This window comes from Aeromonas sp. MR7, assembly GCF_963899385.1.
GTDB lineage: Bacteria > Pseudomonadota > Gammaproteobacteria > Enterobacterales > Aeromonadaceae > Aeromonas > Aeromonas bestiarum.
Window position 1 is genome coordinate 155235 of sequence record NZ_CAWQXH010000052.1, and the last position, 14003, is coordinate 169237.

The window sequence follows — 14003 nt, forward strand, 5'->3', positions numbered from 1 at the left end:
GAGGCTGAAAATGGCAGGAATGAGAGAGGCTATCCCGGCCAGAAGCACTCCACCCGCAGAGCCCATCCCGTACCAGCCCCTTGTGGGGCTCGGTGGGGGATGACCACTACCGATGACAACCCGGGGGATTCAGCCCCCGCAGCCGACGTTGAGGCATCCAGTTGCCTCACTCGTCTCGGCGCTGCTCCCCCTGACCCAAGTTCATCGGACTCTGGCGTCCTCCCTCGGGCTGCCTGGGCAGCGCTCCTCTTCTGGCTCCACCGCAGGCGGTGGAGTGCAATTAGAAATACCCTGCGCTGGATTGCACTGTCAATCGAGATTGTGAAAAACTTAACAATCGGCGACAACCAGACACAAGATCAATAACTTACGAAATGGTTTTTGACAAAACCTTGGAGCGGCGCTGCCAGTTGTAGAAGCGCTGCCGTTCCACCGGCAGGTCTTCCACCTCCAGCGGCTCGAAGCCCCGCTCCCGGAACCAGTGAATGGAGCGGGTGGTGAGCACGAACAGGCGGCGAATGCCGAGCCGCCTGGCCCGCTCGGCCACCTTGGCCACCAGCTGATCCCCCCGGTTGGAGTTGCGATACTCGGGATGAATGGCGACGCAGGCCATCTCCGCCATCGCCTCTTCCATGAAGCAGTAGAGCGCCGCGCAGCCGATGATGAGGCCGTCGCGCTCTATGATGGTGAACTTGTCTATTTCCATCTCCAGCTGCTCGCGGGAGCGGCGCACCAGTATGCCTTCCTCCTCCAGCGGGCGGATGAGATCCAGAATGCCACCGATATCTTCTATGGTGGCGGCGCGGGCCTGTTCGGCGCTTTCCCGCACTATCTGGGTGCCGAGACCATCGCGGCTGAACAGCTCCTGCAGCATGGCGCCGTCATCCTGATAACTCACCAGGTGGGAGCGGGGTACGCCGCCGCGGCAGGAGGCAATGGCCGCGCGCAGGTAGCGGGCGGTACCGGACATCTCTTCCCCCGCCTGCTCCAGCTCCACCAGCAGCTCCTCGGCCTGCTCGGGGAAGAGCTCGGAGATGGCTTCGCCGTGTCTGTCCATCACCCCCTGGGTGCTGCTGAAGCAGATGAGTTTGTCGGCCTTGAGATCCACCGCCACCCGGCGGGCCACCTCTTCCGAGCTCAGGTTAAAGCTCTCGCCGGTGACCGAGCAGCCGATGGGGGAGATGAGCACCAGGCTCTTCTGATCCAGCTGGCGAGTGATCCCCTCCACATCGATGCGGCGTACCCGACCGCTATGGCAAAAATCGATGCCGTCATCCACCCCGAGCGGCTGGGCGGTGACGAAGTTGCCGCTCACCACGCTGATGCGTGCCCCCTGCATGGGGGTGTTAGCCAGCCCCATGGAGAGCTGGGCCGTGATGTCGTACTGCAGGCCGCCACACACCTGCTTGATGAGGGCGAAGCTGGCGTCATCGGTGACCCGGATCCGTCTGTGGTATTGCGCCTCGATGCCGGCCTGGGCCAGCGCCTCGTCGTTTTGCGGACGTGAGCCGAACACCAGCACCAAGCGTATCCCCAAGGTCTGCAGCAGGGCGATATCGCTGACGATGTTGGCAAAGTTGGGGTGGCAGAGGGCTTCCCCGCCCATCATCAGCACGAAGGTGGCGCCTCTGTGCACGTTGACATAGGGGGTAGACTGCCGAAAGGCATAGACCAGGCTGGGTTCGCGTTCACGCACTTGTGGCTTCTTCCATAAAAAAACAGCAATGGGCTCAATATATGAAAATAAATTCACAAATCAAGACTAAATATTGATTTTGCCGTTTTATGCCGCCATTTGGGCTGACGGGGGATGAGGGACTCCCGCCGGACGATGGCCGGACGCTGGAGGATGTCGCCATCCCAGCGTGGCTGCGGCCTTGGTTGATCCCGGCCCATAAACTGTTATCTTCGAGACTCCTTTTCGTCAGCTGTGCGATCGCACAGGTTTTTATACAAGGACAGGGTTCATGGAACAGATTATTTCACCGGCAGACGCGCTGCCGGGACGCCGCGAGACTATGGTGATTGGCCAGCAGCATGCGGTCAATGGCCACCCGACCCAGGGTCCCTGGCCTGAAGAGATGGCGGCAGCCTGGTTTGGCATGGGCTGTTTCTGGGGCGTGGAGCGCCTGTTCTGGCAACAGCCAGGGGTTTACTCCACCGCCGCCGGCTATCAGGGCGGGGTCACCCAGAATCCGACCTACAAGGAGGTGTGCAGCGGGCTGACCGGCCATGCCGAGACGGTGCAGGTGGTGTTTGATCCCAAGGTGATCGGCTACGGTGATCTGCTCAAGCTGTTCTGGGAGCAGCACGATCCGGCCCAGGGCATGCGCCAGGGCGGTGATGTCGGCACCCAGTACCGCTCGGTGATCTTCTATGCCGACGAGAGCCAGCAGGTCATCGCCCAGCAGAGCATGGCGGCCTATCAGCAGGCCATGCTGGCCAGTGGCGACAGCCGCGCCATCAGCACCCGCATCTTGCCGCTCGTGCCCTTCTATTACGCCGAGGATTACCATCAGCAATATTTGGAGAAGAATCCGGAAGGGTATTGCGGACTGGGTGGCATAGGTGTCTGCCTGCCGCCGAGCCTCAATCGCTAAGAGGCAGAGCCGCGTTTGGCGACTCCCTGTTTGCACATGAAAAAGAGCCGCAGTTGCGGCTCTTTTTGACGGTCAACATGCCGCTGAACAAGCTGAGTGTCAGCGCGATGAAAAAAATCGTAAAAAAATGTGTCATGGCCGGGAACTAAACCGGATCGACCTTGCCTAACTTGGTAGCTTCCAAGGATGGGAGCCAAGACCAGACACATTTCTTGCCTCGATATTCATTAAAAGTCATTGAAAAGCTTGATGAGTTGAAATGATAGCAAGCAGGGCTGCCCGTTGAAGGCGGCCCTTTTCATTCGTGCTGTTTGCGGGAATATTCGGGCGCTTGGGTCTGCGCCACGGCGACAAGCTGTCTCGACGGGCTAGCTGATGGCGCCGTCAAACAGATTCTTGATGAGATCGATGAACTCTTCGAGGAAGGCTTGCTGGGCCGGGGTTGGGGCGCGCAGCCAGACGGCGGAGAGCACCTCTTCCAGATCGGCGACCACGGCATCGGCTTCTTGCATGATCATGAAGCGCAACTTGGGATCGAGCTGCGGGTTCTGTTCGCAGATGGCCATCAGGTTGCCGGCCACCCGGCCGCTCACCAGATCTTCGATGGTCTGTTCACCACTGCTCTGTTGCTGGGTTTCAAACAGTCCCAGACTTTCCACCAGATACTCAATCAGGGCGATATAGCCTTCGCTTTCTACAACCATGGCGGCCTCAATCCTCAACAATACGGAAAAACTGTGCGTATTTTAGTGGCTGGACCTAGCTTGGCAAGCGCCAGTGCAGACGATAGCGGATAAAACCGACCCCGCCGCGCTCCACGCTTTCCAATCCGGTCAGCTCAAAGCCATACCGTAAAAATAGCCCATAGCTGAAGGCACTGGCCTCCGTTGTCAGGGTCTCGATGCCGAGCCGAGCGGCCTGGCTGAGGGCGGTGGCGAGCAAGAGGCCACCAAGCCCCTGCCGTTGATGGTCAGGGCTCACATAAAGCAGGCTCAGGTGACCATCGTCGCTGAGGGTGACGAAGCCGAGCACGGCGCCGGCTTGCTCCAGCACCCAGCCGTGGTGCTCACGCAACTGGCTGACAAAGCCGGGATGATGGGCGCCGAGGGCCCACTGCTCTACCTGCGCCTCGCTGTAGTGCTCGGGGCCGCGTTGGCGCACCGATTGCTCGAACAGGGCGATGAGGGCGGGGATATGCCGCTCGCTCAGCGGGACTATATCGGGCTGCTCTGGCATGGGATGGCTCACAGTGTCGGCGCTTGCGGCCGTTTGGCCTTGGGCAGACCGGCGACCACCCGCTCATAGGAGTGGTGCACCCAGCCTTGCCAAAGATCGCTGGCCAGGGTGTCGCTCAGTGTTACCGTGTTCCAGTGCTGCTTGTTCATGTGCCAGCCGGGTTTGACCTCGGGGTGGATCTCCCGCAGCAGCAGGGCGAGGTCGGGCTCGCATTTGAGGTTGATGGTGAGCGGCGCTGCCTGCCAATCCACCAGCGCGAACATCTTGCCGGCGATGCGATAGACCAGGATCTCCGGGCCGAAGGGGGTGTCCTCCTGAGTGCCCGGCAGGGTCAGCAGAAAGGCTCTCAAACTCGTCAACTCCATGGTCACGCTCCTCGCCAGTTGCCATGCAAACGTATTTTTTGGGTGAAAATATCTGCTAAGATGCGCGCCTACTATACCCCAATGCCGTCGATGAGGGAGTCGCAAGATGCTGTATCACAAGACGTTCGAGCTTGGCCCCGACAGGGATTGGGTGGTATTCGTGCACGGCGCAGGTGGCAGCTCCTCCATCTGGTTCAAGCAGCTGCGCGCCTATCGCGAGCACTTCAACGTGCTGCTGCTGGACCTGCGTGGCCACGGTCAATCCCACCAGTTGCAGCAGGTGGTCAAGGGTCACTACAGCTTCCGGGCCGTGACCGAAGACATAGTGCGCCTGCTCGATCACCTGCGCATTTCCTCCGCCCACTTCGTCGGCATTTCGCTCGGCACCATCCTCATTCGCCATCTGGCGGAGCTCTGCCCGGAGCGGGTCAAGAGCATGGTATTGGGCGGCGCCATATTGCGCCTCGACATCCGCTCCCGGGTATTGGTGCAGCTTGGCCGGGTCGGCCAGCACATCCTGCCCTACATGTGGCTCTACCGGCTGTTCGCCTTCATCATAATGCCGCGCCAGCACCATCAGGAGTCGCGCAACCTGTTCGTGCGCGAGGCGCGCAAATTGTGCCAGAAGGAGTTCAAACGCTGGTTCCGCCTCGCCACCGAGGTCAACCCCCTGATGCGCTACTTCAAGGAGCGCGCCCTGCCGATTCCGACCCTCTATGTGATGGGGGAGGAGGATCATATGTTCCTGGCGCCGGTGCGCGAGCAGGTGGCCCGCGATGCCTACAGCCAGCTCGAGATCATAGAAAACTGCGGCCACGTCTGTAACGTGGAGCAGCCTGAGCACTTTAACCGCCAGTCGTTGGCGTTTTTGTCCAGTCAAGCAACTGCGGCGAGCACCATCTAATGAGTCAAGGACGCCGGGGCGGGTCAGTAAATAGATCTGACAAAGTGAGACTTGGTAGCGGGAACCTTAAATATCACTTTCGTTCATCAAGTAATAATAGATAAGTGCCCCTGTGTTATCTCGAAACTGTTCCGTTTCTAGAACTATGAAAATTTGAATATGTATCGAAATTCGAACCTACTAGTCTGTAGACACCATATCATGGCAGCTTGTTTTTGAAGCACTTACTACATTAGATATTAGAGTTCGACAGCTCACTTTTAAGGCGCGTGACTAACTCAACATATTGAGAGGATAGAATAATAAATTTTGCTCTGTCATCATCGCTAACTTGAGGCTCCCAGCCATAAATTGCACCTTTATTATTTATCCATGTGTTTCTTATCTCTCTAGTATCGATATCATGTAACTCCCAATCAACTAGGTGATCATTACCAAAAAAAACTTTAATAAAATCATTTATGTATAGTTCTACCTTGTCACTCCCATAAAGCCTAAGCGTTTGCATATTACTTATTAGATAAGGAAATAGTTTGTTTTCAGTATCATACTTGACAAGTGAAGCTATATTGTTTTCGATTTTCTGAATGCTATAGTCAGTATTTGAATATTGAACCATTTGATTTAGTGAAATTAGTTTTATTGAAGCAGATGATACATCATTGCTCATGTTCATCAGAAACTGTGAATATGCATTGGCTTTGTTTTCATAGTTCCTTTGCTCTTTAAATTGAGTAAAAACAATTGGAGCTGATAATTTAACTCCAATAATTGAGCCAACTGATGATAGTAATGCGGTTACTAATACTATTGCTATGGGATGTTTTAACCATTCGCCTCTACTTTTAGGTTTGATATATTTTCGCTTATTGAGTCCACTCATGCTTTCACCTATTTATCACCCTGCAAATAACTCTACCATAAAGTTCTTTTTCATTGTTGTTAAATTCGACATCCATTCCTACTCGAAGCTTACTGACATCGTAATCTAAAACTCTCATCATTATATTTTTTTCTATTCCATTTTCATGAAAACTCACCAAGACAGTATATTTGTCACTTTCTATTTTAGCAATAATACCTTTCATTTATGTCATATCCATTTTTAGCTCGGTAGGTTCGATTAGCGAAGCATAATCGGACTTTCGCAGATTTATCTTGGTCTTCTAAGCCAATGAATCATAGAAACCATATATAACAGGGCAGTTAATGGGCTAGCTGAAGAGGATATCAATTATATGTCAGTTTGTTTAGTGAAAACTCACCCAATGAATGTAATTTAAATTATTTTTTGAAGGCGATCAGATTTACAAGCGATTAATACCCCGTCACTATCCAGATAGCCAAGTCCTTGGTCATCTCCCTTCACAGTTGCAGCCCCCTTCCTAGTAGTCAAGCGCCCCGTTATGGCCTGATTGGGTTGGCGCGCTTGAATGCGTAGCTGGCACACACCAAGTTTTTTAATTGATGTTCAACTCAGCCAATGTGCAATAAATAATAAACCCACAGGAATGGCTATCAGCATTGCTAGAGTGCCAAGGTAACCATTGCCTTGGCTTGATGACGAATAGGGGTTATTACTTGGGGTTTCTAGATTGTGCAACCATTCAGTATGGCAATTTGAACAGTAGAGTTTTAGTGTGCCCATGTTCCATGCGCGTATAGTTCGATTATCAAACGGAACATTGCAGCGGCAACTAGAACAGGTAAATAACTTACTTGAAGGTATTTTGGAATAATTAAAAATAGCAAAAAAATGACTGCAGGTAATGCAATTATCGCCGATATTGTTACAATATTTTTATAGTAATTAAAGCCAGCTAAAGCTATAAACACTATAGTAATGATTAACAATAAAAAATCTAGAGGCGTTTTCCTGACTGGCTCAAGGATGATTTTTCTATCACTTGATTGACTCTTAATGTGAGGGTTTTGTTTGGCGTGCGATTTTATAGAGATAAGTGTCAAGCTTTTATAGTAAACTACAGTGACTCTCATGCATTGTTGACTATCTACTGTAGCTTCAAACCATACATCATCATTAATTTGTGGTTGTTTGAATCGTTGGTTTATAGCGGAGGTATGAAAGAAATTTTTTCTGAATTATCGTCAGATTTAATAAGGCCAAAACCTTTACCGTCATTCCATTGAGTAATTTTACCTTTCATTGAACCCCCATAAGTATCTAATAGCCATTCAACAACTCCTTATATGGAAGGCTTCCATATAGTAAAGGATTTCTGTTACATATATATCCAGGAGTACTTCTGAAGAACTGAAAGGATCATTGATATTTAAATACACTAGGCAACCCCACGTGATCCATGCTGTGGATATATGGAACCTGTTTTACAATCTTATTGTGAGTTTCGCTAGTATCCGTTTGTTACGCTGCATATCAGAAAATTACATGGCTACCGCACGGGGTTTCAGCGCCCCAAATGCTGCTTTTAACCGGATTGAATCGAGGAAATCCATATAGGGCTCCTGGCTGCCTTTGGGGATCAGAGGGCCGGATGAGTAGCCTATCAAACGCAGACTCACTTTGTTGAGTGAAAACATAGCCAACCCGTGGGTTTTGAATGAAATCTTGATGGCGGTCAGATTTTGACGCTTAAGTCACGAGGTAAGTGGGGGAGGGGCGCTGGGCTCACCTTCCTTTCGAGCCGCTTGGGCGGCAAGTCCCGGTTTTGTTCCTTGCCCATCAATGCCTTGTAACAGCTGGTTACAGATCTTGAGTCGACCGGCGAACCCTCCCTCCAGTAAATTCAGCGGCGATTGAATTCACCTCACATAACAAAGCAATTGCAAGGAACAAGCGTCAATGAGAATGCACCACAAAGCCATGCTGGCCATCGCCTGCACCGCCGCCCTGTCCGCCTGTGACAGCGAGAAAGCCGCCAACAGCATTGCCAAGCGCGCGCCGCTGCCACTGCCCGATGCCGGCGTCTATGAGGCGAACCTGCTCAGTCGCGACGGCGATCAGGGGCCGCTCAAGATGATCAAGGGGCCGAGCGGGTTGGCGTTGGTCTACCCCAAGGGCGACAGCGAGCAGCGCTGGGGTGTCTGGGTCGAGAACGATGGCAAGCCGGTCACCATCTCACAATGGACCGGTCAGGCGGCCCGGAAGGAGAACAAGGATGGCATCTATCCGGTGCTGCTGGAGCGCACCTCGGTGCGGGGCAAGCGGCTCGATGCCCAGAGCAACGACCACAACCTCATCAGCTTTCAAGACCAATCGGTCACCGATCTGGCTGGCAAGGAGGTCAAGCGCTGGACCTTTGACTTTACCCGCGTCGGCACCAAGTTCCGGGATCCGGATCAGAGCACAGCCCTCTATCGCGACTGGAGCGGTCACCTTGCCGTGAGCAAGCTGACCACCCGGGTGATCACCAGCGACAGCTGGCTGGTGGAAGATGACGCCGGCCTTGCCGATGCCATGGTGGGCCTGATCCGCAGCACCAACAACGGCGGCTCTCTGACCCTGGATATCGAGTTCCCCAGAGCCGGTTGTACCCTGACCGGCAAGGGCAAGGCCGATCAGCACAATGGTCTGAGCAAGCTCAGTCTGAGCGGGTTTGGCAAGTGCAGCTTCAAGGCATCAAGCGATCTCAGCCCGCTCGAAAACAAGTGGGTGCTGGGTCTGGCCAAGGCCAGGGATGGGGCGCAGGCCTACGCTGCCGCGTTCGAGATGCCGGGTACCCGCAAGGCGACCCTGGTGGTGGGCTTTCCCGAGCAAAACGGCCTGATGGTGATGGGCGAAAAGTTCTGACAGCATTACGTTCTTAATTAAGACCCTAGGATATGCCTAGGGTCTATTTGGCACAATCTTAAAATATTTGAGGGAAGGATTTAGACTTTATCCAGTGCTTTGGTGTCTGAAGCGTATTTGCACATGACTGTTGTGTTATCAGCTGCATAGTTGTAGCTGGTTTCAATATAACTGCCACGATCGCCAGTCAAAATGATATTTACCTTGCTGCCTGGGTTAGGGTAGTGGTTATCACCATCACCACCATACCAGTGTCCTTTATTAAGGTCGTAATAATAGATATTCCCCAGCACTCTGATTTTCAGTATGAATCGTTCAAAACTGGTCGCTACGTTTGCAACCGCAGATTGGCCGTTCTTGATGGTCAGGGTCATGAATTGGTACGGACTTGCTTCGATAATTTCTACATCAACACCCAAGGCATTCACTATGGTTAAACTTCCCATACTATTACCCTCTAAAATTTAGTTATGATGCTATGTATTTGATTTCGCAGTGACCTGATGGAAACCTTAAATCACTATCAAACAAGCTGGTAAAATTAAAAATGCAAAAACCTAGCTATATATCTAATGGCCGATAGATGTTCCACATTTTATATATAAGTATCAACTGCAAAGTTTGACACTTTGCATATTGGAAATCTCTGCTACTTTATCCCATGACTGAAAATAGCTTTGTTATCAGCCTATTGGCTATGGTGAAGCTAAAGTCATCCCAAAACTAGATGCACAATCGCAATGCTAAATATCTGCTCGACTCAATACCCCGTCATCTCCAGATAGCCCAGCCCCTTGGCATCCCCAGATACCGTCACCGCTCCCTCCCAGTAGTCGAAGCGGCCTGTCATGGCCTGATTGGGCTGACGTGCCTTGATAACGAGATTCAAATCGGCGGCCTTAAGCTGCCATTCGACGGAGTAGGGCTGCCCCTTGGGGCCGCGCCAGGTCTTGCCCGGGGTGAGGCGTATGCTGTCGGGGGAGAGCACCCGGCTGCTGCCGTCCTGTTCAATCAGGATGCCGTAGCGGTTTTCGGGTTCGGGGCGGCCCGCTTTGGTGCGCAGGCGAAACAGCATCAGCTCGCGGCCATCGGCAAGTTGCAGCGAGAACCAGTCCCAACCTGACTGCCAGTCGGCCAATACCGAGCTGCTCCACTCGTGATCGAACCAGCCTTGGCCCGTGACGGTGCGCTCCTCGCCATCGAGGGTCAAAGTGCCGGTGAGCGTCAGCCTGGGGTAGGAGTAATAAAACGAAGCGTTGCCCGGGCTCTTCTCGCTGTAACCCTGCTTGCCCTGCAGCACCACAGGCTTGGCGGCGCTCACCTTGAGATCAAGATCCCCCGCCTTGCTCTGCACCTTGAGGGTAGCGGGGAAGAGTGCCTTCCCCTGTGAGGTCAGCCCCCATTCCCGCAGCCAATATTCGCCGCCGCTGGCACCCGCGAGCCCCGGTCCCTGACGGCTGGTGCGCTCATCCTGTTGGTGGCTGCCTTTGCCGAGGTCAGTGATGGCAAACTGGGCCAACCAGAGCTGGGGGGTGAGCCAGGGGTTGTTCGACGTTATCGCTTGCTCTATGCCCTGGCGAAACAGGGTCCACTGCAGGCCATAGTCGCGTCCTTGTTCATCCTTGAGGTTGCCGGTGAGATACCACCACTCGGATCTGTAGTCGGGGTGGGCACTGTGATCGGCGGGCAAGCGGATGGGCTGGCCCGGCACGGCCTTTTTGAACTGATCGCTGCCGCCGCCGAGGATGGCGCCCAGATCGTTGGCCCAGGCCGCCCCGCCATAAAGGGTGCAGGTGAGCAGCAGTAGCCAGACATTGCGTTTTTTCATACCAGTTTCCTCGCGGCAAACCAGGACGCCAATGCGCCACACACAGGCGCCAGCAGCAGGGCCGTTATGGCATGCAAGGGGGCGGCCTCGAAGGCGAGGCGCCAGCCAAAGGCGCGGGGGTTGACCACCTCGATCAGCACCCAGGCCAGCCCATAGCCCACCGGCAGTGCCAGCAGCGCGGTGAGCAGCCCGAGGCCCGCCCCCTGCCACACCAGCAGGCGGCGGCAGTGGCGCGGGCTCAATCCCAGACTCTGCAAGGTCTGCAACTCACTGCGCCGGGCAAGCCCCAGCACCATGAAGGCCGAGCCTATGCCGACGAAGGCGATGCCCAAAATCAGCAATTTAAGCAACTCGGTCACCACAAAGGTCTGGTCGAACACCTTGAGGGCGGCGGCATGGATGGCGGGGGCGGGCAAGAGGTTGACCCCCTCGCCAAAACGGGCGCGCAGCCGGTCGGCCAGCTGCTCGGGGCTGGCACTGAACAGGGCGAGGGATTGCACCTTCCCCTCTTCGAAGGCGTGCAGGAGTTGCCCCTTGTCGCTGCCGTAGTCCTGATAGACGCCGGTGACGGTGAGCCGCCTTGGCCCCTGTTCGCTTGTGATGCTGAGCGTCTGGCCCACCTTGACCCCGAGCCGTACCGTCAGCGGCTCGCTTGCCAGCACCTCATCGGGGCCCTCGGGCCAGCGCCCGGCCAGCAGGGGATAGGCGGCTTTAAGCTCGGGGATAAAGTCCATCTGCGCCCACTCAATGGGCTGGCCCTGCCAGCGGGCGGGGTGCACGGCGCGGCGCGATGCTTGCGCCACCTCAGGTTCGGCCAGAATGGCGGCCAGGGTCGCCTTGCTCAGGGCGCCCTTGTTGCCTGCCACCCCCTTGGGGGCCGTGACATAGAGATCGGCGGCCAGACGCTGGCCCAGCCAGATCTCCACGCTTGAGCGAAAACTCGACACCATGACCCCTATGCCGATGGCTGCGGCTATGGCCAGCTGCAGCGCCATCACGGCGATGGCGGTGCGATCCAGATGATATTGGGTTTCGGCCACCCCGAGTCGGGCGGTCAGGAGGTGGTGGCGATCCGGCGCCCCCATGGCGCGGCGCAGCCGCCCCAGCAGCCAGCGCAGGGCGTCCGGCAGCCAGAGCGCCATGGCCAGCAGCCAGCCACCGGCCACAAACAGGGCGCCACCCAGGCCGGTTTGTGGCAGCCAGAGGCAAAGTGCGCACAGCAGCAGTATGGCGATGGCCAGCCCCCGGCGGCTCCAGGTATGTCGCGGCGGGCGGCTGTTGCCCTCACGAAGATCAAGGGGGGATTGGCGCAGCAGTTGCCACCAGCCGGGCAGGTTGGCGGCAAGCGTCCCGGCAAGGCCGATCACCAGCGCCTTGAGCAGGCTCAGAGGGGAGAGACGCAGCAGATCGATGGGATTGGGGCCATAGAGATCGGCCAGCGCCTGGGTCAGCTGTCCCATGAGCGCCAGGGCCAGCAGGCTGCCGAGCAGCAGCCCGAGCAGTGTGCCCAGAGTGGCGAGGATCAGCAGTTCGAGCGCCAGCCAGCGCAGCAGCCGGCTCGGCGGCAGCCCCAGAATGATCAGCTGGGCCAGCTGGGGGCGACGCACGCTCTGCACGAAGCGCTGGGCGTTGAACACCAGAAACAGTCCCACTGCCATGGCGAGCAGGGAGAGGGCGGTGAGGTTGAGCGCCAGGGCATCGCCGAGCTGGCTGGCATCGAGCGCCGGGCTGATGGGCTCGAGCCAGAGCGGCTGATGGGGGCGATAGGTTTGCAGCAGGGCTTGCAGGGCGCGGGCCTCGGCGTCACTCAGCTGGAAGACGATGCGATCGAGTCGACCCTCTTTGCCAAGCAGGGGCTGGGCTAGGCCTATGTCGGTCACCAGCAGCCGCTCCATGGGCACGGCGCCTGGCTCGAAGGTGCCCGCCAGGGTCAGAGTCAGCGGATGATCACCCTCGCCGCCCAGCACAAAGGTGCGGGACTGGCCCGGCAGCCAGTCGAGCCTCCTAGCCTCCGGCGCCGCCAGCCAGACGCTGTCGGCGCGGTTGAGCGAAAAGGCGGGTTCGCTGGATGGGCCTTCACCAAACAGCCGGCGCAGGGGGCCGGGGTTGAACAGATCCATCCCCAGCAGCTGAAAACTGCGCCCCTGCTCGTCTTTGAGCCAGGCGTGCAGCTGCGGCATGGCATTGAGGCTCGGCTGGCTGCGCACCAGTTTGACGTAAAGCTGCTCATCCAGACCGCCGCTCGGGGCCAGCCGGTAGTTGGCATCCCCCGCCAGCTGGCTGCGGGCGGCGACGAAGTTGGTGCTGGCACTGTGGTTGAGAAGCTCGATGGCCACCACCAGCGAGACCCCCAGCATGAGCCCGGTCAGGCTCATCAGCAGCAGCCAGGGATGGGTGCGATAGAGGCGCAGCAGCGCCTTTAACGGCAGCATGATGCGGCCTCGCGATCGCGGCTGGCGTCACTCATGGCGTGCGCCCTTGAGCTCGACAAGTTGGCCCCCTTCGAGGCGCAGCACTCTATCGGCCAGGGCGCCATAGGCGGGGTTGTGGCTCACCAGCAAGAGCCCGGCGCCGGTTTCGCGCACCGCCTCCATCATCAGCGCCATCACCTGCTCGGCGTTGTGCTCATCGAGACTGCCGGTGGGCTCGTCGGCCAGCAGCCACCTGGGCTGATGAATGAGGGCGCGGGCCAGGGCCACCCGCTGGCGCTGGCCGCCGGAGAGCTGCTCCGGCCAGGCGTGGCGCTTGTGGACGAGATCGAGCCGGGTGAGCAGGGCGTCAAGGGTTGTCTCATGGCGGGGCAGACCGTTGATGGCGAGCGGCAGGCAGAGGTTCTCCTCCACGTTCAGGGTTGGCAACAGATTGAAATCCTGATAGACGATGCCAAAATGCCGGCCGCGCAGGCGGGCCCGATCGTCCGGGGACTGGTTGTCGAGCCGGGTCTGCCCCAGCCAGATCTCCCCCTCATCCGGGGGGATGAGGCCGGCGATCAGGTTGAGCAGGGTCGACTTGCCACAGCCGCTCTGCCCCAGCAGCAGGGTGATCTCGCCAGCGGCCAGGGTGAGATCCAGGTGATGGAACAGCGGCAGACGTTCGCTGCCGTTATCGAAGCTCTTGCAGAGGTTGCGCAGGGTCAGCATGGGATAACCGCTTGATGGTCAATGGCTTTCATCATGCCATCTAGGCTACCACGGGCGGGAATGATCAACACGCCTCGCGACGGATCAAGAGGGCCAGTTAGTGATCAAGCCTGCAAAAGAGGTGAGGATCCTCGCTGGATCCCGCTTGCCAGAGGTGG

General features: G+C 56.7%; 13 protein-coding genes and 1 riboswitch. Of the genes, 3 read left to right on the forward strand and 10 right to left on the reverse strand.

Annotated features, from left to right (window positions below; translation table 11 throughout):
• Nucleotides 1–34: 34 nt before the first annotated feature.
• A riboswitch (Lysine riboswitch) is annotated at nucleotides 35–259 on the reverse strand.
• 108 nt (nucleotides 260–367) lie between these two features.
• The gene (gene argA / locus AACW87_RS21610) at nucleotides 368–1696 is read right to left on the reverse strand and encodes an amino-acid N-acetyltransferase (protein ID WP_241326121.1); all 1329 of its coding nucleotides are present in this window, start codon (nucleotides 1694–1696) and stop codon (nucleotides 368–370) included.
• A gap of 271 nt (nucleotides 1697–1967) precedes the next feature.
• On the opposite strand from argA, the gene msrA reads away from it, so the two are divergent.
• Complete coding sequence (msrA, locus tag AACW87_RS21615) at nucleotides 1968–2600, forward strand: peptide-methionine (S)-S-oxide reductase MsrA (protein ID WP_241326122.1); 633 nt, start codon at nucleotides 1968–1970, stop codon at nucleotides 2598–2600.
• Nucleotides 2601–2968: 368 nt separating this feature from the next.
• Here msrA and AACW87_RS21620 read toward each other — a convergent pair whose 3' ends face one another.
• From AACW87_RS21620 to AACW87_RS21630, 3 genes are read right to left on the reverse strand one after another with little or no spacing between them, the layout of a single operon-like run.
• Nucleotides 2969–3304, reverse strand: a complete 336-nt coding sequence (locus AACW87_RS21620) for a DUF3802 family protein (protein WP_042869761.1) — start codon at nucleotides 3302–3304, stop codon at nucleotides 2969–2971.
• Between the two features lie 55 nt (nucleotides 3305–3359).
• On the reverse strand, nucleotides 3360–3836 hold the full coding sequence (locus tag AACW87_RS21625; RefSeq protein ID WP_241326123.1) for a GNAT family N-acetyltransferase: 477 nt from the start codon (nucleotides 3834–3836) through the stop codon (nucleotides 3360–3362).
• An 8-nt stretch (nucleotides 3837–3844) separates the two neighbouring features.
• A complete protein-coding gene (locus AACW87_RS21630; RefSeq protein ID WP_241326124.1) occupies nucleotides 3845–4201 on the reverse strand; it encodes an MmcQ/YjbR family DNA-binding protein in 357 nt (118 codons plus the stop codon).
• Nucleotides 4202–4307: 106 nt separating this feature from the next.
• Here AACW87_RS21630 and AACW87_RS21635 point away from each other — a divergent pair, with 106 nt between their 5' ends.
• A complete protein-coding gene (locus AACW87_RS21635) occupies nucleotides 4308–5105 on the forward strand; it encodes an alpha/beta fold hydrolase (protein WP_241326125.1) in 798 nt (265 codons plus the stop codon).
• A 232-nt stretch (nucleotides 5106–5337) separates the two neighbouring features.
• Here AACW87_RS21635 and AACW87_RS21640 read toward each other — a convergent pair whose 3' ends face one another.
• On the reverse strand, nucleotides 5338–5988 hold the full coding sequence (locus AACW87_RS21640) for a hypothetical protein (protein WP_241326126.1): 651 nt from the start codon (nucleotides 5986–5988) through the stop codon (nucleotides 5338–5340).
• Between the two features lie 4 nt (nucleotides 5989–5992).
• Nucleotides 5993–6193, reverse strand: a complete 201-nt coding sequence (locus AACW87_RS21645; RefSeq protein WP_241326127.1) for a hypothetical protein — start codon at nucleotides 6191–6193, stop codon at nucleotides 5993–5995.
• A 1742-nt stretch (nucleotides 6194–7935) separates the two neighbouring features.
• Here AACW87_RS21645 and AACW87_RS21650 point away from each other — a divergent pair.
• Nucleotides 7936–8877, forward strand: a complete 942-nt coding sequence (locus AACW87_RS21650; protein ID WP_339385751.1) for a hypothetical protein — start codon at nucleotides 7936–7938, stop codon at nucleotides 8875–8877.
• An 80-nt stretch (nucleotides 8878–8957) separates the two neighbouring features.
• Here the strand turns inward: AACW87_RS21650 and AACW87_RS21655 are convergent, their stop codons facing one another.
• From AACW87_RS21655 to AACW87_RS21670, 4 genes are all read right to left on the reverse strand, one after another.
• Entirely contained in the window at nucleotides 8958–9323 is a 366-nt protein-coding gene (locus AACW87_RS21655) for a hypothetical protein (protein WP_241279025.1), read from the reverse strand.
• Between the two features lie 314 nt (nucleotides 9324–9637).
• A complete protein-coding gene (locus tag AACW87_RS21660) occupies nucleotides 9638–10705 on the reverse strand; it encodes a lipocalin-like domain-containing protein (protein ID WP_241326129.1) in 1068 nt (355 codons plus the stop codon).
• The gene (locus AACW87_RS21665; protein WP_241326130.1) at nucleotides 10702–13137 is read right to left on the reverse strand and encodes an ABC transporter permease; all 2436 of its coding nucleotides are present in this window, start codon (nucleotides 13135–13137) and stop codon (nucleotides 10702–10704) included. Before AACW87_RS21665 ends, AACW87_RS21660 begins: the two co-directional genes overlap by 4 nt.
• A gap of 27 nt (nucleotides 13138–13164) precedes the next feature.
• Nucleotides 13165–13845, reverse strand: a complete 681-nt coding sequence (locus tag AACW87_RS21670; protein ID WP_241326131.1) for an ABC transporter ATP-binding protein — start codon at nucleotides 13843–13845, stop codon at nucleotides 13165–13167.
• Nucleotides 13846–14003 lie beyond the last annotated feature (158 nt).

Coding starts and splice junctions, on each gene's coding strand:
- AACW87_RS21635 (WP_241326125.1), top strand. CDS start 4,308: ATGCTGTATCACAAGACGTTCGAGCTTGGCCCCGACAGGGATTGGGTG.
- msrA (WP_241326122.1), top strand. CDS start 1,968: ATGGAACAGATTATTTCACCGGCAGACGCGCTGCCGGGACGCCGCGAG.
- AACW87_RS21665 (WP_241326130.1), bottom strand. CDS start 13,137: ATGCTGCCGTTAAAGGCGCTGCTGCGCCTCTATCGCACCCATCCCTGG.
- AACW87_RS21645 (WP_241326127.1), bottom strand. CDS start 6,193: ATGAAAGGTATTATTGCTAAAATAGAAAGTGACAAATATACTGTCTTG.
- AACW87_RS21625 (WP_241326123.1), bottom strand. CDS start 3,836: ATGCCAGAGCAGCCCGATATAGTCCCGCTGAGCGAGCGGCATATCCCC.
- AACW87_RS21655 (WP_241279025.1), bottom strand. CDS start 9,323: ATGGGAAGTTTAACCATAGTGAATGCCTTGGGTGTTGATGTAGAAATT.
- AACW87_RS21630 (WP_241326124.1), bottom strand. CDS start 4,201: ATGGAGTTGACGAGTTTGAGAGCCTTTCTGCTGACCCTGCCGGGCACT.
- AACW87_RS21660 (WP_241326129.1), bottom strand. CDS start 10,705: ATGAAAAAACGCAATGTCTGGCTACTGCTGCTCACCTGCACCCTTTAT.
- AACW87_RS21670 (WP_241326131.1), bottom strand. CDS start 13,845: ATGCTGACCCTGCGCAACCTCTGCAAGAGCTTCGATAACGGCAGCGAA.
- AACW87_RS21640 (WP_241326126.1), bottom strand. CDS start 5,988: ATGAGTGGACTCAATAAGCGAAAATATATCAAACCTAAAAGTAGAGGC.
- AACW87_RS21620 (WP_042869761.1), bottom strand. CDS start 3,304: ATGGTTGTAGAAAGCGAAGGCTATATCGCCCTGATTGAGTATCTGGTG.
- AACW87_RS21650 (WP_339385751.1), top strand. CDS start 7,936: ATGCACCACAAAGCCATGCTGGCCATCGCCTGCACCGCCGCCCTGTCC.